Raw genomic sequence first — 21,897 nt, forward strand, 5'->3', positions numbered from 1 at the left:
ATCGTGCGGCGGGACGGATCGTGCGGCGGGACGGATCGCGGGCGCGGTACGGGCGCGGGGGAGGCTCAGTCGACGATGCTGGCCACGACCTGGCCGGCGGTCACGGTGGACCCGGCCTTGGCCTTGAGCCCCTTGAGCCGGCCGGCCTTATGCGCCGTGATCGGCTGTTCCATCTTCATAGCCTCCAGCACCAGAACCAGGTCCCCTTCGGCAACCTTGGAGCCGTCCTTCGCGGCGACCTTCACGATCGTGCCCTGCATCGGTGAGGTCAGGTCATCACCTGAGACCGCAGCGGCGGAGCTGCTTCGTGCCTTGCGCCGCTTCTTGCCCCCGGCGGGCTTGCCGCCGAGCTTGCCGCCGGCCAGGGCGGCGGGCAGGTTCACGGTGATGCGCTTGCCGTTGACCTCCATGACCACCGACTCGCGCGGCTCCTCGTGGTCATGGGCCGGGTGCGCCATCAGCGCGTTGTACGGCGGGATCTGGTTGTTGAACTCGGTCTCGATCCACCGCGTGTGCACATGGAAGCTCTCCGGGGCGGGCGCCCGGCGTCGAGCCAGCCGCTCGGCGGCCTGGGAGACCGGGCTGCCGGAGCCTGCCGTGGCACCAGTTGCGGAGGCGGGCTGGGCGGCCGGAGCCAGCTCAGGGGCGAAGGCCGGGTCTCGAGCACCGCGCGGTGGAAGGGCAGCACCGTGGGCATGCCCTCGATCTTCATCTCCTTCAGCGCGCGCCGGGCCCGGCGCAGCGCCTGCTCCCGGGTGGCCCCGGTGATGATGACCTTCGCGATCATCGAGTCGAAGGCCCCGGAGATGGTCTCCCCGGCGTGTACGCCGGAGTCCACTCGGACCCCGGGTCCGTGCGGCAGGTCAAAGGTCTCCAGGGTGCCCGGTGCGGGCATGAAGTTCCGGCCCGGATCCTCGCCGTTGATCCGGAACTCGATGCTGTGTCCGCGGATCTCGGGGTCCTCGTAGCCCAGGCGCTCGCCGCGGGCGATCCGGAACTGTTCCCGGACCAGGTCGATTCCGGTGACCTCCTCGGAGACCGGGTGCTCGACCTGCAGCCGGGTGTTGACCTCCAGGAAGCTGATGGTGCCGTCCTGACCGATCAGGAACTCGCAGGTGCCGGCGCCGACATAACCGGCCTCGCGCATGATGGCCTTCGAGGCTCGGTAGAGCTGCCGGTTCTGCGCCCGGGTCAGGAACGGCGCCGGAGCCTCCTCGACGAGCTTCTGGTTGCGCCGCTGCAGCGAGCAATCACGCGTCGAGATCACGACGACGTTGCCGTGCTCGTCCGCCAGGCACTGGGTCTCGACGTGGCGCGGGGAGTCAAGGAAGCGTTCGATGAAGCATTCGCCGCGGCCGAAGGCGGAGACCGCCTCACGTACCGCGGATTCGAAGAGCTCGGCGATCTCGTCACGTTCGCGGACCACCTTGATGCCGCGTCCGCCGCCGCCGTAGGCGGCCTTGATGGCCAGCGGCAGCCCCTGCTTCTCGGCGAAGCGCATGACCTCCTTGGCGTCCTTGACCGGTTCCTTGGTTCCCGGTGCGAGCGGCGCGCCGACCCGTTCGGCCAGCTGCCGCGCGGAGACCTTGTCCCCGAGGGTGTCGATGGCTTTGGGCGGGGGCCCGATCCAGGTCAGCCCGGCGTCGATCACGGCCCGGGCGAACTCGGCGTTCTCGGAGAGGAACCCATAGCCCGGGTGCACGGCGTCGGCGCCGGTGGCGCGGGCCGCGGCGAGGATCTTGGGGATGCTCAGGTAGCTGTCGGCGGCGCTGGCACCGCCGAGGGCGTAGGCCTCGTCGGCCATGCGCACATGCACCGAGTCACGGTCCGGGTCGGCATAGACGGCGACGGCGGCCAGCCCCTCGTCCTGGGCGGCTCGGATCACGCGGACGGCGATCTCGCCGCGGTTGGCGATCAGGACCTTGGTGAACTCGGTCATGGTTCCTCTCTCTGCTTTCGCTGTCACCCACCTTGGATCGGTGGGTCTGCAGGCGCGGGAAGTACCGCCCCTGGGATGTCTCAGGTGTGGCTCACCGCGGAGGCGGAGACCACAGGTCGATGATGGAATGGCCCAGTTCGGCGAGCATCGAGTGCAGCGCCGCCGGGGAGACTCCGATGACGGAGAGGTGATCCCCCTCGATGCGGTCCACGAAGGCTGAGCCGCGACCGTCGATGGTGAAGCCTCCGGCACAGGTCAGCGGCTCCCCGGACTCCGCGTAGGCCTGGATCTCGGCGTCGGTGGGCTCCCCGAAGCTGACCCGGGTGGAGACCGTGCGCTGGGCTCGGGCGCCGGTGGCGGCGTCGACCAGGGCGTGGCCGGTGTGGAGCACCCCGGTGCGTCCGCGCATCTGCTTCCAGCGCTGCACCGCCACGTCGACCTCATAGGGTTTGCCGTAGCTGGCCCCGTCGAGCTCGAAGACCGAGTCGCAGCCCAGCACCATCACCGAGGGCCGGCTGTTGATGCCAGGCAGGTTCGCGACGGCGGCGGCCTTCAGGTCGGCCAGCAGCTGGGCCTCCAGGGCCGGACTGAGCTGCTCGTCGCCGAGCTTCTCCTGGGCGGCGGCCACGGCGGCGGGCTCGTCCACATCGGAGACGCGCACGGTGAAGCGCACATCGGCCTGGGTCAGGATACGGGCACGGCTGCTCGAGGCGGAGCCGAGGATCAGGCGGGTCATCGCAGGCCCGCCGCGTGCTTCCAGGAGTCCGGCCCCGGGCGCCCCCACAGGCCGAGCCGACGGCGTCGCTGCAGGGTGCGGTCACTGGGCCCGGCGCTGCCGGCGCCGCTGTGCTCGACCCCCGAGGATCCGGCGAGGGTGCCCAGCACGGCGGTCACCGCGGCGAGCTCCTCATCGGTCAGGGAGCCCCCCGCCAGCTGCAGGTCGGAGCCCTCCGGACCCGTCGGGTCCTCGAGATCCGCCTCAGCGCCGGCATCCGACGCGTCGGAATCCGACTCGGTCTCAGAGTCCTGCCGGCTCTCAGAGCCCGGCTCGCCCTCGGCGGGCGCCGCGGAACCGACCGCCGCCACCGTCCCGAACGGGTCGGTCGAGTCGATGGCCGCCGCGTCGGTCTCGGGGAGCGGGTCGGTGCTCAGAGTTGCGTGGGTCATGGTCTGAAGCCCTTCTAGAGCGGAATATTTCCGTGCTTCTTGGCCGGCAGCGCCTCACGCTTGTGCTGGGTGGCGCGCAGCGCGTTGGCGATCTGCCAGCGGGTCTCCGCCGGTTCGATCACCGCATCGATGTACCCCAGCTCGGCCGCCTGGTAGGGATTGAGCAGCTCGGCCTCATAGTCGGCGATCAAGGACCTGCGACGGCCCTCCACGTCCCCGCCGGACTTCTCCACCGCCGCCAGGTCGCGGCGGTAGAGGATGTTCACCGCACCCTGGGCGCCCATCACGCCGATCTGCGCGGTGGGCCAGGCCAGGTTCACATCCGCGCCGAGCTTCTTGGAGCCCATCACGATGTAGGCGCCGCCGAAGGCCTTGCGGGTGATCACCGTGATCTTCGGGACCGTGGCCTCGGCGTAGGCGTAGAGCAGCTTGGCCCCGCGCCGGATGATCCCGTTGAACTCCTGGTCGGTGCCGGGCAGGAAGCCCGGAACGTCCACCAGGGTCAGGATCGGAATGTTGAAGGAGTCGCAGAAGCGGACGAACCGGGCGGCCTTCTCCGAGGCGGCGATGTCCAGGGTGCCGGCGAACTGGGTGGGCTGGTTCGCCACGACCCCGACCGAGCGGCCCTCCACCCGGCCGAAGCCGATGCTGACGTTGGGCGCGTAGAGGCTCTGCAGCTCCAGGAAATGGCCCTCGTCGAGGATCTGCTCGATCAAGATCCGCATGTCGTAGGGGGCGGAGGAGGAGTCTGGGATCAGCGCGTTCAACGCCTCGTCCCCGGCCTCGATCTTGGGCCGCTCCTCATGGTCCTCGATGGGCGCCTCGGCGAGGTTGTTCAGCGGCAGGAACTCCAGCAGCTCCTTGGCGAACTCCACCGCGTCGGCCTCGTCGGAGGCCATATAGGCCGCGGTGCCGGTGACCGTGGAGTGCGAGCGCGCTCCGCCCAGGGTCTCCATATCGACGTCCTCACCGGTCACGGACTTGATGACGTCGGGTCCGGTGATGAACATGTGCGAGGTCTTGTCCACCATGATCACGAAGTCGGTCAGCGCGGGGGAGTAGGCGGCGCCGCCGGCGGCAGGGCCCATGATCAGGGTGATCTGCGGGACCACGCCCGAGGCGTGGACGTTGTTCCGGAAGATGTCGGCGAACATCGCCAGCGAGGACACGCCCTCCTGGATGCGCGCGCCGCCGCCGTCGTTGATCCCGATCACCGGGCAGCCGTTGCGCGCGGCGAACTCCTGGACCTTGACGATCTTCTCGCCGTTGACCTTGGAGAGGGAGCCGCCGAAGACGGTGAAGTCCTGGGAGTACACCGCGACGAGCCGGCCGTCGATGGTGCCATAGCCCGAGACCAGGCCGTCGCCCAGCGGGTGGCGGGTCTCCATCCCGAAGGAGGTGGAGCGGTGCACCGCCATGGCGTCGAGTTCGATGAAGGAGTCCGGGTCCAGGAGCATGTCGATGCGCTCCCGGGCGGTGTTCTTCCCGCGGCTGTGCTGCTTGGCCACGGCTTCCTCCCCGGCAGGGGCATGGGTCTTGTCGCGTCGCCGGCGGAAGTCGGCCAGTTTGCCGGCGGTGGTGGTGAGATCTGACGTCATGGCTGCGCGGTGGCACCTTTCCGATCGCAGGCTGGAGGAAGTCCACAATTCAGCGGCCAGTCTATCCACGCCAGAGGGTGGTTCCGCTGTGGACTCTCTACAAAAAGCCGGCCCGGACTTGCAGGCTTGGACGGAGCTGCCCGCTTCCACCCGTGGTTACTCACCGGTAGGGTGCTGCTATGACCCAGTTCACATCTCCTGACCCCGCGACCGCCACCGACCCTGCATCGGCTACCAGACCGGCCGCAGCCACCAAACTGGCCGGGCGCGCCGGGAACCTCAAGGGGCGGACCGCCCTGATCTCCGGCGGGTCCCGCGGCATCGGACACGCCATCGCGGTCGCCCTGGCCGCCCGCGGCGCGAACGTGGCGCTGCTGGCCAAGACCGACACCCCGCACCCGAAGCTCGCCGGCACCGTGCACACCGCGGTCGAGGACATCCGTGCGGCTGGCGGCCAGGGACTCGCCGTGGTCGGCGATGTGCGCCGCGACGAGGATGTGCTCGCCGCCGTGGAGCGCACCGTGGAGACCTTCGGCGGGATCGACATCGTCATCAACAACGCCTCCGCGATCGATCTCTCGCCCACCGAGGTGCTGGACATGAAGCGCTACGACCTGATGCACGACATCAACGTCCGCGGCACCTTCCTGCTCTCCAAGACCGCCGCCCCGCACCTGCGCACCAGCGCCGCGAAGCACCAGGCCGCCGCGGAGGGCGCAGCAGCGGACACTGCCTCCTCGGCAGGCTCTGAGCCGGGTTTCACCCCGCAGATCCTGACCCTCTCCCCGCCGCTGGCGCTGAGCTCTGCCGGCCTGGATCCGGTCTGGCTCGGCCGGCACCTGGGCTACACGATGTCCAAATACGGAATGTCGATGACCACCGTGGGCCTGGCAGCAGAGCTGGAGCCCGACGGCGTGGCGGTGAACTCGCTCTGGCCCGCCACCTATATCGACACCGCGGCGATCCGCAATCTCGCCGCGCTCGCCGGTGAGCAGGGCGAGACCATGATCCGTGGGGCCCGTCGCGTGGAGATCGTGGCTGACGCCGCTGTCGCGCTGCTCTCCGGGCAGGTGAACACCCCCGGAGCCGATGGGACGCCGCACCCGATCAGCGGGGCCTTCCTCACCGACGAGCAGGTGCTGCGCCAGCTGGGCATCGAGGACTTCACCGACTATGCGGTGGACCCCGAGGCCGAGCTGATCCCCGACGCCTTCCTCTGAGACTGCGACCGCGGCTGCGACCACGACAGCGACTGCGACCGCGGCTGCGACCACGGCTGCACCGAAGCTGCGCGGCGAGCCCAAGACCGGTGGCCTAGCCTGGGCTCATGACCGCCGCACTGCCACCACTCGACGACGCACTTCTCGCCCGGCGACTCCTCAGCGAGGCCGGAGGAGCTACGCGCGGATCCAACGGGTGGAGTCCGTCGGTTCCACCAATGAATGGCTGACTCGAGCACTCGCCGCCGAGTCGCCGGCGCAGCCGGACGCGCACTCGGACGCGCACTCGGACGCGCAGCCGGACTCGCAGTCGGCCACGCCGCCGCAGCGGCAGGTTCCGACGGCGTGGCCGCACCTTTCGGTGCTCACCGCGGAGGAGCAGACCGGAGGTCGGGGCCGGCTGGGACGCGCCTGGAGCTCGCCGAAGGGGGCTTCGCTCTCGACCTCGATCGTGCTGCGCCCACAGCTGGCGGTGGAACATCTGGGCTGGCTCTCGATGCTCGCCGGTCGGGCGCTGGTGGACACGCTGCGCCAGGACTTCGGACTCGACACCGCGGACCAGCGCGCGGTGCTCAAGTGGCCCAATGACGTGCAGGTGACCCAGGCCGAGGGGCCGGAGAAAAAGATCAGCGGGATTCTGGCCTCCGCCGTCACCGGTCGCCCCGCCGCGCCGGGCGCCGTCGTGCTGGGAGTCGGGATCAACGTGCTGCTCACGCCCGAACAGCTGCCCATCGAGAACTCCACCTCGGTGCTGATCGAACTGCGCCGCCGCGCAGCAGGGCGGCTGGACCCGGGGCTCGCTGCGGGTGGCCAGGGACTTGGTGACCAGGAACCGGAGAGCCAGGAGCCGGGGGCGCTGCGCACCGAGCTGCTGTGCTGCTTCCTGGAGCGCTTCGCGAATCTCCTGGGCCCCGTGGAAGCGGCTGCGCGACGGGCTCCCGAGACGGTCTCGGAGGTGCTGGTCACCATGGTGTCCCGGGTGCTGAGCACCCTGGGCCAACAGGTCCGTGTGGAGCTCCCCGACGGCAGCGCCGAGCGCGGAGTCGCGCAGCGGCTGACCTCCCAGGGTGCACTCCAGGTCGAGGTCACAGCCCGGCGTGCCACCGCCGAGCAGGGGTGGCAGCCCTGCATGCCCGAGCTCAAGGCCTTCTCCGCCGGCGACGTGACCCATCTCCGGGCCGACCGGGCTGGCGCCCAGCGACCCCCGGTAGACTGACCCGGCAGACCGCATACGAATTGGCGCGCCCTGGGCTTGGGGTGCGTGGACGAAGACCGGCAGGAGGCTGTGGCTCACGATGAAGCTCAAGCTGGTCGACGGCGAACAGGTGGTCATCCGGACCCGCGCGCACCACCGCGCGCTCTTGCCTGCCCTGCTGAACCTGCTCGTCACCGTGATGGTGATGAGCTTCCTGCTGGGTTACATCTCCCGGGCAGACCAGCCCGCGTTCGTCGAGCACTACCAGCACATCGGGGTCTTCCTGATCTGGGCCGGCGGGCTCCTCGCGCTCGCATTCGGCACGCTCAAGCCCCTGCTGAGCTGGGGCAACCGTATGACCTACCTGACCAGCCATCGCCTGGTGCAGAAGAACCTGCTCGGGGCCGCCCAGGCCAGCGTCGTGCCGCTGGGCCTGCTCTCCGAGGTGCAGCTCAAGCAGTCCCGCATCCAGTCCATGTCCGAGGCCGGGGACCTGGTCCTGCTCCACGGCGCCTACGGCCAGCACCAGCGGACCCGGCTGTCCAACATGCCCGACGCCGCGCACTTCCAGACCGTCATCGCTGAGGAGCTGGGCGAATACCGTCGTCACGTCGCCGCGCAGTACGCGAACCAGGCTCCCGCTCCTGGAGGATACGGAGAGGCGCACTATGCCTGAGAACCCGCCAGGAACCGACCGCGGACCGGTCTACCTCGGCGGCGAAGACACCGACGCCTCATGGCGGGCGGTGCGCTATACGCCTCCAGGAGCCAGCCGCGGACTCGAGCTCAGCGGTGAGCCCACCCGTCTCACCCCGGAGGCCGCCGGCTCCGCCGAGGCGGCGGGAGCCGAAGAGCTGCCCGCCGAGGTGTCGGCACACTACTCCGCCGCCGAGCTCGAAGCCGCCCGCCAGGACTGGTCTGACTTCAATTCCCCGCGGCTGCAGGGCCGGGTCCGCCAGACTGTGCTGCAGGAGGCGGGGGAGAGCCGCATCACTGAGGGCCCCGACGTCGCCGTCCCCGTTGAAGGCCTGGCCGACCGCAGCACCAGCCGCGCGGACCGCGAGGCGCCTGACGCGCGCAACGCCCAGTTCCAGAGCGCCGGGGCCGCCGCGACCAGTCAGAGCGCCACGGCGCCCACCGGGCATGAGCGTGCCCCGGAGACCGCCGCGATCCCGATCCCGAGCATGGAGCAGCGGGAATGGCACCGGACCATCCGGGAGCTGGAGCACCGGCTGCTCGGCGCCGAACGCACCCTGACCTACCGGGAGATGGCGCATCAGCTGGGCGTCTCCACCCGATCCGCCCGCCGGCTCTGGCGGGCGCTGGGCTTCCCCAACCTCGACGACGACGTCAAGGCGTTCACCAAGACTGACGTCGAGGCGCTGGCCACGATGATCGAGCTGGTCCGCGACGGGCACCTCAACGAGGAGACCGCCATCTCGCTGACCCGCTCGGTGGGTCAGATGACCGACCGCATGGTGGTCTGGCAGATCGAGGCGCTGGTGGAGGACAAGATCGCCAACGGCCAGCTCTCCGACGCCGTGGCCCGCACCCAGGTCGTGGAGACGCTGCCCCAGCTGATCGAACCGATCCAGAAGCTCATGGGCTACACCTGGCGCCGCCAGCTCTCGGCGGCCCTGCAGCGGCTCACCGTCCGGGTCGAATCCGGTCTGGCCGCCACCGCGCACGGACGCACCGGCGCCGAGGACGACGCCGCGCTGCCGCTGGCCCGCGCCGTGGCTTCGCCGACCTGGTCTCCTACACCTCGCTCTCCCGGCAGATGAACGAGCGCACCCTGGCCCACATGGTGCAGCACTTCGAGTCCAAGTGTGCCGAGATCATCTCCATCGGCGGCGGCCGGCTGGTCAAGACCGTCGGGGACGAGGTGCTCTACAACGCCGAGACCCCCGAGGCCGGCGCGGAGATCGCGCTCGCCCTGGCCGAGTCCATCGCCGCCGACGACGTGCTGCCCGAGGCGCGGGTCTCCGTGGTCTGGGGGCGGGTGCTCTCCCGGATGGGGGACATCTACGGACCCACGGTGAACCTCGCCGCCCGGCTCACCTCACTGGCGGACCCGGGCACGATCCTGGTGGACCAGGTCACCGCCCAGACGCTGGAGTCCAACCCGGACTATCTGCTGGTGCCGCAGCCGCCCCGGATCGTGCGCGGCTTCGGCGAGGTCCAGCCCAATATGCTGCTGCGCGGCCAGGGCGCCGGGATCGTCACCGAGGGCCGCTGAGCCGACCCGCGCCGAGAGCCAGCGCTCACGACGGCGACGCCCGAGCCGTGCCCGAGCGGTGCCCGGGTGGCGCGAAACGTGCCATACCGTCACCACAGCGACCGGCCCCGTGACAAGATGGTGATGTGGCAGCAAGCGCAGAAGGTCCAGAGGAACCCCGGGAGCAGCAGACCCCGCCCGCAGGCCTCTACCTCGACTATGGATACGGGTCCCATGTGGGCCTGCGCCGGGAACTCAACGAAGACTCCTCGGTGATCACCGACACGCTCTTCGCCGTGGCCGATGGCATGGGTGGCCACGAGGCAGGAGAGGTCGCCTCGGCGCTCGCGGTGCAGACCCTCGCCGATGGATGGAACCGGGCCGAAGGACGCGTCGCCCGGGACCAGATCCAGTCCTTTCTGGCCGAGGCCGATCAGCGGATCCGCGAGGCCACCGACTCCAAGGCCGGCACCACCGTCTCCGGGGCGCTGCTGGCCGAAGAGGGCGCCGGACTGAACTGGATCGTCTTCAACATCGGGGACTCCCGCACCTACCTCTTCGAGCAGTCCCAGCTGCGGCAGCTCAGCCGCGACCACTCCCAGGTCCAGGACATGTTCGAATCCGGCCTGATCACCGCCGAGGAGCTGCACACCCACCCGCAGCGCAATGTCATCACCCGCGCCCTGGGCGCCGGAGACATGTGGGACGCGGACTACTTCACCTCCCCGGTGCGCGCCGGCCAGCGGCTGATGATCTGCTCCGACGGACTCAGCGGAGAGCTGAACGACTCCGAGATGGAACGCATCCTCGGCGCCGGTCGCAACGCCCAGGACACCGTGGACTGGCTGGTCCACCAGGCGCTGCGCGCCGGTGGCCGCGACAACGTCACCGTCGTCGTGGTGGATGTGCAGGAACAGATCGTTTGACCGCGACTTTCCGGCATGGATAGCGTCGGAGACAGTCACCTGTTGCCACCAACAGCTCGCGTCGGACGGTGATCTGGAGCAGAGTCTCCGCCGTCGTCGGACGCAGGAAGGAGCACAGTTGCAGCTGACCAATCTCCGAGGCGTCTACGAGGCCCAGGGCCCGTTCGCCACCGTCTACCTTGAAGCACGTTCCCCCGCCGCCGACGCCGAGGACCAGCTTCGGCTCCGCTGGCAGGACCTTCGCGCGCAGCTGGCCGACGCGGGAACCCCCGATGTCGCGCTGACCGAGCTCGATGAGGCCGTCACCGGACCAGCACCTACCGAGGTCCACACCGAGGGCCGCGTTCTCGTGGCCGATCAGACCCGGGTAGTCCTCAACGAGCACTTCGACGCCGCCCAGGGCTCCGGGGACCTGGCCACGGTCGGCGAGCCGCCGCAGCTCGGCGACTATGTCCGCCACCGTCTCGGAGCCGCCCGAATGCTGGTGGTCATCGCTGACCAGCAGCAGGCCCTCATCCGCCGCCTGGTCGTCTCAGGCGAGGAGCTGCTCGCCTCGGCGCAAGAGGAGTCGGTCCAGGGCAGCAGCGTCGAGTCGGTGCACAAGCCCCGCCAGGGTGCACTGAGCCACAAGCAGATCCAGCGCTCCGCCGACGAGGCCGCCACGCAGAACATTCGGGACATCACCCAGCGGGTCGCCAAGATTGCAGACTCCTGGAACCCGGACGTGATCGTGGTCGCCGGCGAGACCCAGGGCCGTCGAGCGCTGCATGAGGAGCTGCCCAAGGCGCTCCAGGAGCTCGCCGTCGAGGCCGAGACCGGCGGCGGAATCCCCGCCGGCAACGCAGACGAAGGCACCGAGCAGGCGCTCCGCGATGAGCTGACCGTGATCGCTCGCCGCGTCGTCATCCAGCGCGGCAACGAGCAGACCGATCGCTACGGCGAGGCGACCGGACACGGTCGCTCCGCGGAGGGCGTCGAGGAGATCCGCGCGGCCATCCGGCTCGGCGCAGTGGACACGCTTCTGCTGCGCCAGGATGAGCGCGCCGAGGGCGAGGACCAGCTGCTGGCGGACGCTTCCGCCAGTGGTGCCTCCTTCGGCCTGGTCGGCGCCCCGGTCTCCGACGCCGTGGCCGCGGTCCTGCGCTATGAGGCCCCGGTCCAGGACGTCGCCGACTGAGCAGACACCCCAGCAATACCCGGCTGGCTGACCAGCTTGACCGAGTCATCGGTCGAATCGAATGATCAGCCCGGCGCCCCGACGCGGCCGCCACCTTCACCGGTGGGCGGCCGCCGTCGTCCTGCTGGCCGATAGACTGGACCGAGTTCATCCACCACCGATCCCCGAGGGAGCTGCATGTCTGAGATCTCGCGCGCAGACGTTGAGCATCTTGCAAAACTTGCGCACATCAGCATGACTGAGCAGGAGCTGGAGAAGATGGCGCAGGAGCTGGCCGTCATCGTGGATTCCATGGCGACCGTCTCCGAGGCCGTCTCCGGCGAGATCCCCGCCACCAGTCATCCGCTGCCGCTGACCAACGTCTTCCGCGAGGACGAGGTCGGGCATGTCTTCACCGCTGAACAGTCGCTGCTCAATGCACCTGACGCTGAAGCCGGCCGTTTCAAGGTCCCGGCGATCCTGGACGAGGAGTGACCCCCGATATGACCACCCACACCCATGAGCTGATCCGGCTCACCGCCGCCGAGATGGCCGCGAAGCTGCGCGCCGGGGAGATCACCTCCGTGGCACTGACCCAGGCGCACCTGGACCGGATCGCCGCAGTCGACGGCGGCGAGCGCGGGATCAACGCCTTCCTGCACGTCTCCGCGGAGGAGGCGCTGCGCACCGCCGCCGAAGTCGACGCGATCCGTGCCGCCGGCGGCGCCGAGGCTGAGGCCCTGCATCCGCTGGCCGGGGTGCCGATCGCGGTCAAGGACCTGATCGTCACGCAGGGGCAGCCCACCACCGCCGGGTCCAAGATGCTCGACGGCTGGATGAGCCCCTACGACGCCACCGTGGTGACCAAGCTGCGCGCTGCGAAGCTGCCGATCCTGGGCAAGACCAACCTGGATGAGTTCGCGATGGGCTCCTCCACCGAGCACTCCGCCTTTGGGGTGACCCGCAACCCCTGGGACATCAGCCGGATCCCCGGGGGCTCCGGTGGTGGCTCCGCGGCCGCGGTCGCCGCCTTCGAGGCGCCGCTGGCACTGGGCACCGACACCGGGGGTTCGATCCGCCAGCCCGGCGCGATGACCGGGACCGTGGGGGGCAAGCCGACCTACGGAGCGGTCTCCCGCTACGGGGCCATCGCGATGGCCTCCTCGCTGGACCAGATCGGCCCGGTGGCCCGGACCACCGAAGACGCCGCGCTGCTCCACGAGCTGATCGCAGGACACGATCCGAAGGACTCCACCTCGCTCACCGGAGAGGTCCCGGCCCTGGCCGAGACCGTCCGCGGCGCCGAGGTACAGGGTCTGCGGGTCGGGGTGATCAAGCAGCTTCAGGGCGAGGGATACCAGGAGGGCGTGCTGGCTCGCTTCCACGAGGCCCTGGACGCGCTGCGCGCTGCCGGCGCCGAGATCGTGGAGGTCGACTGCCCCAGCTTCGAGTACGCGCTGGGTGCCTACTACCTGATCATGCCCTCGGAGGCCTCCTCCAACCTCGCGAAGTTCGACGGCGTGCGCTATGGCACCCGGGTGCTGCCTGAGGTCGGACCGCTGACCATCGAACGGGTCATGGGCTCCACCCGGGCCGCCGGGTTCGGCGACGAGGTCAAGCGTCGCATCATCCTGGGCACCTATGCGCTCTCCGCGGGCTACTACGACGCCTACTACGGGTCCGCCCAGAAGGTCCGCACGCTGATCCAGCAGGACTTCGACGCGGCCTTCACCAAGGCCGACGTGCTGATCTCCCCGACCTCGCCGACCGTGGCGTTCCCGCTGGGGGAGAAGGACGACGACCCGCTGGCGATGTACCTCAACGATGTGGCCACGATCCCCGCCAACCTCGCCGGGATCCCCGGCCTCTCGGTGCCCGGCGGACTCTCCGAGGGCCTGCCGGTGGGGATCCAGTTCCTCGCCCCGATCCGGGAGGACGCCCGGGTCTACCGGGCCGGCGCGGCGCTGGAGAAGCTGCTGACCCAGGACGCTGAACCACTCTGGGCCCAAGCCCCAGAGCTGGCGGAGACTGCGGAAGCGGCGGCCCACGCCGCCGGGAAGTGAAGGAAGACATGACTGACACGCTGACCGACGCGTCCCCGCTGAGCTTCGAGGAGGCACTGGAGAGGTTCGACCCGGTGCTCGGCTTCGAGGTCCACGTGGAGCTCAACACCAAGACCAAGATGTTCTCCTCGGCGCCCAACGCCTTCGGCGACGAGCCCAACACCAACGTCAACGAGGTCTGCCTGGGACTCCCGGGCACCCTGCCGGTGGTCAACGGCAAGGCCGTGGAGTACGCGGTCAAACTCGGCCTCGCGCTGAACTGCGAGATCGCCGAACGTTGCCGCTTCGCCCGCAAGCAGTACTTCTACCCGGACACCCCGAAGAACTGGCAGACCTCGCAGTATGACGAGCCGATCGCCTTCGACGGCTACCTCGACATCGAGCTCGACGACGGTGAGGTCTTCCGCGTGGAGATCGAACGCGCCCATATGGAGGAGGACGCGGGCAAGCTGACCCACGCCGGCACCTCCGGACGGATCCAGGGCGCTGACTACTCCCTGGTGGACTACAACCGCTCCGGGATTCCGCTGGTGGAGATCGTCACCAAGCCCATCGTCGGTGCCGGGTCACGGGGGCCGGAGCTCGCGCGGGCCTACGTCTCGGCGGTGCGCGACATCGTCAAGGGCCTGGACATCTCCGACGCGAAGATGGAGCGCGGCAATGTGCGCTGCGACGCGAACGTCTCGATGATGCCCAAGGGCACCACCACCTTCGGCACCCGCTCGGAGACCAAGAACGTGAACTCGCTGCGCGCCGTGGAGCATGCAGTCACCTACGAGATGCGCCGCCACGCCGGGATCCTGGCCGCCGGCGGCACCATCGTGCAGGAGACCCGGCACTGGCAGGAGGGCAGCCGCACCACCAGCTCGGGCCGCCCGAAGTCCGACGCGGACGACTACCGCTACTTCCCGGAGCCGGATCTGGTCCCGATCGTGACCACCGCGGCCTGGGTCGAGGAGCTGCGTGCGCAGCTGCCCGAGCCCCCCGCCGATCGCAAGCGTCGACTGCTCGCCGCATGGGGCTTCTCCGAGCAGGAGTTCCGTGACGTGGTCGCCGCCGGTCTGCTCGATGAGATCGACGAGACCGTGGCCGCCGGGGTCTCCCCGAGCGTGGCCCGTAAATGGTGGATGGGGGAGATCTCACGGCTGGCCAACGCCCGTGACCTCGAACCCGCCGCCCTCGGCGTGGAGCCCGTCACGATCAGCGCGCTCAACGGGCTGATCACCCAGGGTCGGATCAATGACAAGATCGCCCGCCAGGTCCTGGAGCACGTGATCGCCGGGGAGGGAACCCCGGAGGAGATCGTCACCGCCCGCGGACTGGAGGTCGTCTCGGATGACTCCGGTGCGCTCACCGCTGCGGTGGAGAAGGCGATGGCAGAGAATCCCGACGTGGTGGAGAAGATCGCCGCCGGCAAGCTCAAGGCCATCGGGGCGCTCATCGGTCCGGTGATGAAGGAGACCCGCGGTCAGGCCGACGCCGGCAAGGTCCGCGAGATCGTGCTGGCCAAGCTGGGGATCGAGGGCTGAACCGCCCTGCCGCATCGCGGCGCCGCAGCTGCCCTGCCGCATCGCGGCGCCGCAGCTGCGCCGGCGCACCGCCGAAACCCTGACAGACGGCCCGGAATCCGCTCCCTGAGCGCGATTCTGGGCCGTTTTTGTGTTCTATGGCACAATTCTCTCTTGTGCAATATTCCACCACCTGGCAACATGCTCGATACACAATCATTGCGTGTCGCAAACTGGTGGTAACAGTGGGGGAGTAGATTATTGCGCAACCCGAGGCTTGACCTCGGACCGTCACATCGCACGCGCTTTGCACCAACACATCACACGCGCTTTGCACCGATCATCGAGTGAGGGAATCACATGAGCACCATGAGTGCATACATCTCGGCGGCAGCCACGGAGGAATCCGCGCTGCAGGGGGCCGCCAACACCGTGGACGGCTGGTTCGCCGGCATCACGGAGTTCTTCTCCGGAATCATCTTCGCCACCGTCCCGCTGGGCGACTTCGACGCACCGGTGGTGGTGCTGTGGTCCATCCTGGCGGCCATCGGCTTCACGATCTACTTCGGCTTCGTCCAGTTCCGCACGCCGCAGGTCAGCCTCGAGGTGCTCCGCGGCAAGTGGACCACCGAGAAGGACCCGGGGGAGGTCTCGCACTTCCAGGCGTTGACCTCCGCGGTCTCGGCGACCGTGGGTCTCGGCAATATCGCCGGTGTGGCCGCCGCAGTCTCACTCGGCGGCCCCGGCGCCACCTTCTGGATGATCGTCGCCGGTCTCTTCGGCATGTGCACCAAGTTCGTCGAGTGCACGCTGGGCGTGAAGTACCGCTACATCGATGAGAACGGGATCGTCCATGGCGGACCCTTCCAGTACCTCAAGGTCGCTTACCACAAGCTCGGCCGTATCCCCGTGGCCATCATCACCGGCCTCTTCGCCATCGCCATCATGCTCTTCGGCGTCGTCGGCGGCGGCATGTTCCAGTCCAACCAGGCCTTCGGTCAGCTGCGCGCCGCCACCGGCGGAGAGGACGGCATCTTCGGCTCGGACCTCGCCGCACTGATCTTCGGCCTGGTCTTCGCGGGACTGGTCGGCATCGTGATCATCGGCGGCATCAAGTCCATCGGTGCGGTCACCGCCAAGCTGGTTCCCGCCATGGCCATCATCTACGTGGTGGCCTGCCTCATCGTCATCGGGGTGAACTTCTCCAACATCGGCGAGGCCTTCGGCGCGATCATCAGCGGCGCCTTCTCCCCGGAGGGCATCTCCGGCGGCGTGCTCGGCGTGATCATCATCGGTGTGACCCGCGCAGCCTTCTCCAACGAGGCCGGCATCGGTTCGGCCCCGATCGCCCACTCCGCAGTCAAGACGCGTCGTCCGATCTCCGAGGGCTTCAACGCTGCTCTCGAGCCCTTCATCGACACGGTCCTGATCTGCACCATGACCGCACTGGTCATCATCTTCGCCTGGACCCCCGAGTACCAGGAAGCACTCGACGCCGGTGGCGCAGAGAACCCCGTGGGCCTGACCTCGGCGGCCTTCGACTCGTTCCTGCCCGGCTTCAACATCGTGCTGACCGTCGCTGTGCTGCTCTTCGCCTTCTCGACACTGATCACCTGGGCGTACTACGGCATCCAGGCCTGGCGGCACCTCTTCGGCACCACCAAGGTCGGTGACACGATCTTCCGGATCATCGCACTGACCCTCGTGGTCCTGGGCTGCCTGGTCTCCACGCAGAACATCTTCGACTTCGCCGACTCGGCGCTGTTCATGTGCATCTTCATCAACGTCATCGGCCTGGTCATCCTGGCGCCGAAGGTCAAGGAAGAGATGAAGCAGTACCTGGCGGACCGCAAGGCGGGTCGTCTGCTGGAGGATCCGGAGCCGCTGCCCCACGAGCTGGCAGAGCGCCGCTGATCCCAGCAGCTCTTCGCGACACGTCGCGATGAACGATGAAGCCCGGTGGTTCCTCTCGAGGGGAGAGGGGCCACCGGGCTTTCTCATGCCCGCATGCGGGGGCTCGCGCTGGGCTGTGACGGCCGGCTCGCGCCAGGTCGGGCTGTGACCACCGGTTCGCGCCGGGTCGGGCTGTGACGGCCGGAGAACCTGAGCGGGCTCAGACCTCGCGCCGAAAGAACGGGAACCGTGCTGACTTCTCGGGCAGGTAGAAGTCCCGCTCCGGCATCGGGTGGAAGCCCTCGGAGCGGTAGAGCGCGTGCGCGGTGGTCATCGAGGTCAGGCTGCACAGGGTCAGCGCGTGGATCTCCGGCCGCGATGCGGCCATGCCGATGATGTGACGCACCAACGCCCGTGCGACGCCCCGGCCCTGATGCTCCGGCGCCACGGCGAGCATCCTGAACTCCATCTCCCCGGCCCGGGCCACCTCGGCCATGGGGCCGCCGGCGTCGGCGACCGCCACCGAGGCGGCCACCGCGGCGCCGTCGAGGGTGTCCATCTCGGCGACCAGAAGCTGCGAGCCGCGGGCGCGGGTCTCGACGTCGCTCAGATGTGTGACGTAGGAGTCTCCTGCGCTCAGGAAGCCACCGTCGACATAGGCGGCCACGGTCAGCTCCGCGATCCGGTCCCAGTCGGCGACGGTGGCGGTGCGGATCTGCATCGAGGCAGAGTCGGTTCGGGCGCGGCTGGGCTGCGCGTGGTTCCGGTCCACGGCGCTCAGCGGGTCAGCGGAGCCGGGGAGAGCTCGCTGGGGTCGATGCCGATGTCCCCAATCACGGTCCAGTCCGGGGTCTTGCTGCTGTCTGCCGCGATCGGGCGGCGCACGAAGACCCCGGCCTCTTCGGCGATCAGCGCCCCGGCAGCCCAGTCGTGCTCCCAGATGCCGTACTCGGCGTAGGCGTTCTGGGTGCCATCGGCCACCATGCAGATGTCCAGAGCGGCGGCCCCGAGACGGCGCATATTGCCGAAGTGCGGCAGCATCGCGTTGACCGCACGGGTCTGCTCGGCGCGTCGGGCGGGGTCGTAGCCGAAGCCGGTGGAGAGCAGCCCGGCGTCGAGCTCGCCGGTGGGTCCGCCCAGCCGGTTCGGCTCGGAGTCCCCGTGGGTGCTCCAGGCGCCGGCTCCGGCGCTGGCCCACCAGATCCGGGAGAGCGCCGGCGCCACGACGACGCCGGCCAGCCAGTTGCCGTCGGGGCCCTGCAGGCCCACCGAGGTTCCGTAGTAGACGATGCCGCGGATGAAGTTCGTGGTGCCGTCGAGCGGGTCGATGGACCAGCGGTAGCCGCTGGGCTCGGCCGGCGTGGTGGTGCCGTACTCCTCACCGGAGACCTCATCGGAGGGTCGACGCCGGTTGATCACCTCGCGCACGGCCTGTTCGGCGCGCCGATCGAAGTCGGTGACCAGGTCCGAGGCAGAGGACTTGGTCTGCACCCCGGAGTGCTCCTGGCCCAGGACCAGCCCGGAGGGGGAGACGTCCTCGCGTTCGGCCAGGACCCCGGCACCTGCGGCGGCGGCCTCATGGGCGATCTCCAGCAGGTCCTGCAGCTTCTGCGGGCTCAGCCGCTGAGGATCCGGCGTCTGAGGATCCGGCCTCTGGGGGTTCACGTGCTCAGGCTTCGGCGTAGTCATGCATCGTCCAATCCGTCGGGACCCTTGTTCAGCAGTACAGTGAACGCTTCCTCATCGAGCACCGGGACGCCCAGCGCCTCGGCCTTCTCGAGCTTGGTGCCGGCATTCGCGCCGGCCACCACGTAGTCGGTCTTCTTCGACACCGATCCGGCGGCTCGGCCGCCTCGGGTGATGATCGCTTCCTTGGACTCATCCCGGGAGTAGCCCTCCAGCGATCCGGTGACGACCACGCTGAGTCCCTCCAGAGTGCGCGGAGCGGACTCGTCGATCTCATCGACCATCCGGACCCCGGCGGCGGCCCAGCGATCCACGATCCGGCAGTGCCAGTCGGTGCTGAACCAGTCGCCCAGCGTGGAGGCCATGGTGGGGCCGACCCCGTCGATCCCGGCGAGCTCCTCCTCGCTGGCCGCCCGGATCTTCGCCATGGAGCCGTAGGCATTGGCCAGCGCACGGGAGGCGCTGGGCCCGACGTGCCGGATCGAGAGCGCGACCAGCACCCGCCACAGCGGCTGGGCCTTGGCCTTTTCGAGCTCGGCGAAGAGCTGGACGGTGTTGGCCGTGGGTTCGGAGGACTTCTTCACCGTCCCGTCCTTGGCGAGCTGCGCCTTGGTGAAGAAATACAGCGACGGGGCCCACTTCCCGGTGGACTCGCGCTGTCCGGTCTCCGCGTTCCTTCGGCGGGTCTCTCGCCAGACGTAGACGTCCTTGAGGTCCTGGACCCCCAGGTCGAAGAGCCCGGCCTCACCGTGGAGCACCGGCTCCTGGGGAGTCGGCGCGCCCTGCTCGTCGAGGTTCAGAATGATGCCCGAGGCGCGGGTCTCCTCCCAGTCGATCAACTCCGGGATGGGGCGGCGCAGGTCCGGGTTGGTCAGCGCCAGTCCGGCCTCCTCGCCGAGGGCCTCGATGTCCAGGGCGCCGCGGGAGCCGATGTGGATGACTCGTTCACTGACCTGGGCGGGGCAGCTTTCGGCGTTGGGGCAGCGGTAGTCGACGTCGCCCTCCTTGGCCGGGGCGAGCTCGGTGCCACAGACCGGGCAGTGGGTGGGGAAGCTGAACTCGAAAAGCTCATCCTCCCGGTTCTTCCGCGCCGGCAGCACCGGTCCGACCACCTCCGGGATCACGTCTCCGGCCTTGCGGACGATGACGTCGTCGCCGATCAGCACCCCTTTGGCCTTGACCACGTCGCGGTTGTGCAGAGTGGCGCGGGAGACCACCGAGCCGGCGACCTTCTTGGGCTCAAGCACGGCGAAGGGGGTGACCCGGCCGGTGCGCCCGACGTGGACCATGATGTCGAGCAGCCGGGTGTGGACCTCTTCGGGCGGGTACTTATACGCCGCGGCCCAGCGCGGCACCCGAGAGGTGTGTCCCAGGCCGCGCTGCTGGGCGAAGTCATCGACCTTGATGACCACCCCGTCGATCTCATGGACCAGCGAGTGCCGCTTGGCCTGGTGCTCGTCGAGATACGCCTCGATCTGCGCGTAGTCCTCCAGCAGCGCGGTGTAGGGGCTGACCGGCAGTCCCCAGGCGGCGAGCTGCTCATAGGCGGCGTGCTGGCTGCCAGGCTCGAAGCCGGTGCGCGCGCCGATGCCGTGGACGAACATCGACAGCGGCCGCTCGGCGGTCTTGGCGGGGTCCTTCTGCCGCAGCGAACCGGCCGCGGCGTTGCGCGGGTTCGCCAGCGGAGCCTTGCCGGCCTCGGTGAGCCGGGTGTTGAAGGCATGGAACTCCGCGGTGGGCATGAAGATCTCGCCGCGGACCTCCAGCTCCTCCGGGTGGTCCGTCCCGGCGAGCTCGGCGGGGATGTCCTTGATGGTGAGCACATTATGGGTGACGTCCTCACCGGTGGTGCCGTCGCCGCGGGTGGCGGCGCGGATCAGCCTGCCGCTGCGGTAGAGCAGGTTGATCGCCAGGCCGTCGATCTTGACCTCGACGAGCCACTTCACGGTCTCCTCGGGGCGCTGGGCGGCCAGCGAGACGCTCGCCCGGTCATACCAGGTGCGCAGCTCCGAGGCGGTGAAGACGTCTTCGAGGGAGTAGAGCCGCTGCAGGTGCTGCACCGGGGAGAAGGCCTCGGCAACCTCGCCGCCGACCTCCTGGGTGGGGGAGTCTGCGGCGATGATCTCGGGGTGCTCGGCCTCGATCTGCTCCAGGCGTTCGAAGAGGACGTCGAACTCGGCGTCGGAGATGATCGGATCGTTGTCCTGGTAGTAGGCGATCCGGTGCTTGCGCACTTCTTCCACCAGCTCCACGTACTCCTCACGCAGCGCGTGTGACGGGACCGCCTCGGCGGCGGCCTCGGAGGAGTCAGCGGCGGGGATCTGGGTTGTTTCGCTCACTCGTCTGAGTCTAGTCGTGACTAGGGTGTGGCACATGGTCTTCATCAAGCACGCTCCCGCAGCTCACCCGCAGGCCACCATGGTGGAGGCCGCCGGGCTGCGCTGGCTCACCCGGGCCGCCGAGGCCGGCGGGGCACCGGTGGTGCCGGTGCTGAGGGCCACCCCGGGGACCGGGCCCGGGGCGGGGCCCGGATCCGACGCGCGACGCGGCGCGCTGGAGCTGGAGGAGCTCAGCTCGAGGACCCCGGATGCGGAGGCGGCGCAGCGCTTCGGCGCCGCGCTGGCCCGCACCCATGTCTGGCTCGCCTCCCGCCCCGGAGCCGCCGGAGCCGCCGGTGGTGCGGGGGATGCCGGATCCGCCGGAGCCGCCAGCGGCGCGGGGGATGCAGCGAGTGCTGCGGAGCCTGTCGGCTTCGGCACGTTGCCGCCAGAGCATCCCGTCGGCACCCCGGCCTATTTCGGACCCGCCGAGCAGCCGCTGGCACTGGGCATCGGGGTGCACAGCTCCTGGGGCGCCTTCACCGCTGCCGAGCGCCTGGACCCGGTGCTGCGGGCCCTGGAGGCGAGCATCACGGTCCCGGATAAGGCGTTGTTGCGCGCCGCGCGGGACCGGATCGACTCCGGTGCGCTCGACGACGACGAGCCGCCCGCGCTGATCCACGGGGACCTCTGGGCCGGCAATGTGCTATGGACCAGGACCGAGGCCGGCGCTGTGGAGGCGGTGCTGATCGACCCGGCCGCCCACGCCGGACATCGGGAGACCGACATCGCGCTGCTGCACCTCTTCGGTCTGCCTGAGCTGGACGCGGTGATCAGCGGCTATCAGCAGGAACACGCGCTGCGGGAGGGCTGGCGAGAGCGGATCCCGCTGCACCAGCTCTTCTGCCTCGCGGTGCACTGGCTGCTCTTCGGGCCGAGCTATCGCGGGGCCACGCTGAACGCCGCGGAGGCCGTGCTCCGGCTCTGAGCGGTCAGGGTCAGCGCTGCAG

16 protein-coding genes and 2 pseudogenes are annotated in these 21,897 nt (G+C 69.4%); 11 read left to right on the forward strand and 7 right to left on the reverse strand.

What is annotated here, in order from left to right; translation table 11 throughout:
- Positions 1-65: 65 nt before the first annotated feature.
- From BG28_RS01200 to BG28_RS01215, 4 genes and pseudogenes are all read right to left on the reverse strand, one after another.
- Positions 66-1,939, reverse strand: a pseudogene (locus BG28_RS01200) (biotin carboxylase N-terminal domain-containing protein).
- A gap of 91 nt (positions 1,940-2,030) precedes the next feature.
- Positions 2,031-2,675, reverse strand: a complete 645-nt coding sequence (locus tag BG28_RS01205) for a nucleoside triphosphate pyrophosphatase (RefSeq protein WP_036473299.1) — start codon at positions 2,673-2,675, stop codon at positions 2,031-2,033.
- On the reverse strand, positions 2,672-3,106 hold the full coding sequence (locus tag BG28_RS14020; protein WP_051500784.1) for an acyl-CoA carboxylase epsilon subunit: 435 nt from the start codon (positions 3,104-3,106) through the stop codon (positions 2,672-2,674). Before BG28_RS14020 ends, BG28_RS01205 begins: the two co-directional genes overlap by 4 nt.
- Before the next feature lie 14 nt (positions 3,107-3,120).
- Positions 3,121-4,704, reverse strand: a complete 1,584-nt coding sequence (locus BG28_RS01215) for an acyl-CoA carboxylase subunit beta (RefSeq protein ID WP_036473300.1) — start codon at positions 4,702-4,704, stop codon at positions 3,121-3,123.
- A 179-nt stretch (positions 4,705-4,883) separates the two neighbouring features.
- On the opposite strand from BG28_RS01215, the gene BG28_RS01220 reads away from it, so the two are divergent.
- The 10 genes and pseudogenes from BG28_RS01220 to BG28_RS01265 all read left to right on the forward strand — a co-directional run bounded on the left by BG28_RS01220 (position 4,884) and on the right by BG28_RS01265 (position 16,904).
- Positions 4,884-5,924, forward strand: coding sequence for an NAD(P)-dependent oxidoreductase (locus tag BG28_RS01220; protein WP_036473301.1), 1,041 nt, complete (start codon positions 4,884-4,886; stop codon positions 5,922-5,924).
- A gap of 196 nt (positions 5,925-6,120) precedes the next feature.
- Positions 6,121-7,140, forward strand: a complete 1,020-nt coding sequence (locus tag BG28_RS01225) for a biotin--[acetyl-CoA-carboxylase] ligase (RefSeq protein ID WP_051500785.1) — start codon at positions 6,121-6,123, stop codon at positions 7,138-7,140.
- Positions 7,141-7,219: 79 nt separating this feature from the next.
- Positions 7,220-7,795 carry a hypothetical protein gene (locus BG28_RS01230; protein ID WP_036473302.1) on the forward strand — a complete coding sequence of 192 codons (576 nt, stop codon included), beginning with the start codon at positions 7,220-7,222 and terminating at the stop codon, positions 7,793-7,795.
- 508 nt (positions 7,796-8,303) lie between these two features.
- A pseudogene (locus BG28_RS01235) lies at positions 8,304-9,358 on the forward strand (adenylate/guanylate cyclase domain-containing protein).
- 125 nt (positions 9,359-9,483) lie between these two features.
- The gene (locus BG28_RS01240) at positions 9,484-10,263 is read left to right on the forward strand and encodes a protein phosphatase 2C domain-containing protein (RefSeq protein ID WP_051500786.1); all 780 of its coding nucleotides are present in this window, start codon (positions 9,484-9,486) and stop codon (positions 10,261-10,263) included.
- Between the two features lie 118 nt (positions 10,264-10,381).
- On the forward strand, positions 10,382-11,440 hold the full coding sequence (locus BG28_RS01245) for a hypothetical protein (protein WP_036473303.1): 1,059 nt from the start codon (positions 10,382-10,384) through the stop codon (positions 11,438-11,440).
- Between the two features lie 177 nt (positions 11,441-11,617).
- Positions 11,618-11,914, forward strand: coding sequence for an Asp-tRNA(Asn)/Glu-tRNA(Gln) amidotransferase subunit GatC (gene gatC / locus BG28_RS01250; protein WP_036473304.1), 297 nt, complete (start codon positions 11,618-11,620; stop codon positions 11,912-11,914).
- 8 nt (positions 11,915-11,922) lie between these two features.
- A complete protein-coding gene (gene gatA / locus BG28_RS01255; protein WP_036473306.1) occupies positions 11,923-13,482 on the forward strand; it encodes an Asp-tRNA(Asn)/Glu-tRNA(Gln) amidotransferase subunit GatA in 1,560 nt (519 codons plus the stop codon).
- A gap of 8 nt (positions 13,483-13,490) precedes the next feature.
- Entirely contained in the window at positions 13,491-15,011 is a 1,521-nt protein-coding gene (gene gatB / locus BG28_RS01260) for an Asp-tRNA(Asn)/Glu-tRNA(Gln) amidotransferase subunit GatB (protein ID WP_036473307.1), read from the forward strand.
- A 339-nt stretch (positions 15,012-15,350) separates the two neighbouring features.
- On the forward strand, positions 15,351-16,904 hold the full coding sequence (locus BG28_RS01265; protein ID WP_133726474.1) for a sodium:alanine symporter family protein: 1,554 nt from the start codon (positions 15,351-15,353) through the stop codon (positions 16,902-16,904).
- Between the two features lie 199 nt (positions 16,905-17,103).
- Here BG28_RS01265 and BG28_RS01270 read toward each other — a convergent pair whose 3' ends face one another.
- Genes BG28_RS01270 through ligA form a run of 3 tightly spaced genes read right to left on the reverse strand, consistent with a single transcriptional unit; the run spans position 17,104 to position 20,944 of the window.
- Entirely contained in the window at positions 17,104-17,655 is a 552-nt protein-coding gene (locus BG28_RS01270) for a GNAT family N-acetyltransferase (RefSeq protein ID WP_051500787.1), read from the reverse strand.
- A gap of 5 nt (positions 17,656-17,660) precedes the next feature.
- Positions 17,661-18,572 carry an inositol monophosphatase family protein gene (locus tag BG28_RS01275; RefSeq protein WP_084479296.1) on the reverse strand — a complete coding sequence of 304 codons (912 nt, stop codon included), beginning with the start codon at positions 18,570-18,572 and terminating at the stop codon, positions 17,661-17,663.
- Positions 18,569-20,944: an NAD-dependent DNA ligase LigA gene (gene ligA, locus BG28_RS01280; protein ID WP_084479297.1), complete on the reverse strand. Its 2,376-nt coding sequence runs from the start codon at positions 20,942-20,944 to the stop codon at positions 18,569-18,571. The genes BG28_RS01275 and ligA overlap by 4 nt, the downstream gene beginning before the upstream one ends.
- Between ligA and BG28_RS01285 the strand changes: the two genes are divergently transcribed.
- Positions 20,943-21,875 (forward strand): fructosamine kinase family protein, encoded by a 933-nt coding sequence (locus BG28_RS01285; RefSeq protein WP_036473309.1) that lies wholly within the window; start codon positions 20,943-20,945, stop codon positions 21,873-21,875. The two genes, ligA and BG28_RS01285, sit on opposite strands and share 2 nt — an antisense overlap.
- The last annotated feature ends 22 nt before the right edge of the window (positions 21,876-21,897 follow it).

Origin of the sequence: Nesterenkonia sp. AN1, from assembly GCF_000582475.1 — a bacterium.
In the GTDB taxonomy this organism is placed as follows: domain Bacteria; phylum Actinomycetota; class Actinomycetes; order Actinomycetales; family Micrococcaceae; genus Nesterenkonia; species Nesterenkonia aurantiaca.

What these genes read in the sequence shown, in the direction of transcription:
- BG28_RS01230 (WP_036473302.1), top strand. Translation starts at nt 7,220, where the DNA reads ATGAAGCTCAAGCTGGTCGACGGCGAACAGGTGGTCATCCGGACCCGC.
- BG28_RS01285 (WP_036473309.1), top strand. Translation starts at nt 20,943, where the DNA reads ATGGTCTTCATCAAGCACGCTCCCGCAGCTCACCCGCAGGCCACCATG.
- gatC (WP_036473304.1), top strand. Translation starts at nt 11,618, where the DNA reads ATGTCTGAGATCTCGCGCGCAGACGTTGAGCATCTTGCAAAACTTGCG.
- BG28_RS01215 (WP_036473300.1), bottom strand. Translation starts at nt 4,704, where the DNA reads ATGACGTCAGATCTCACCACCACCGCCGGCAAACTGGCCGACTTCCGC.
- ligA (WP_084479297.1), bottom strand. Translation starts at nt 20,944, where the DNA reads ATGTGCCACACCCTAGTCACGACTAGACTCAGACGAGTGAGCGAAACA.
- gatB (WP_036473307.1), top strand. Translation starts at nt 13,491, where the DNA reads ATGACTGACACGCTGACCGACGCGTCCCCGCTGAGCTTCGAGGAGGCA.
- BG28_RS14020 (WP_051500784.1), bottom strand. Translation starts at nt 3,106, where the DNA reads ATGACCCACGCAACTCTGAGCACCGACCCGCTCCCCGAGACCGACGCG.
- BG28_RS01265 (WP_133726474.1), top strand. Translation starts at nt 15,351, where the DNA reads ATGAGCACCATGAGTGCATACATCTCGGCGGCAGCCACGGAGGAATCC.
- BG28_RS01220 (WP_036473301.1), top strand. Translation starts at nt 4,884, where the DNA reads ATGACCCAGTTCACATCTCCTGACCCCGCGACCGCCACCGACCCTGCA.
- BG28_RS01275 (WP_084479296.1), bottom strand. Translation starts at nt 18,572, where the DNA reads ATGACTACGCCGAAGCCTGAGCACGTGAACCCCCAGAGGCCGGATCCT.
- BG28_RS01205 (WP_036473299.1), bottom strand. Translation starts at nt 2,675, where the DNA reads ATGACCCGCCTGATCCTCGGCTCCGCCTCGAGCAGCCGTGCCCGTATC.
- gatA (WP_036473306.1), top strand. Translation starts at nt 11,923, where the DNA reads ATGACCACCCACACCCATGAGCTGATCCGGCTCACCGCCGCCGAGATG.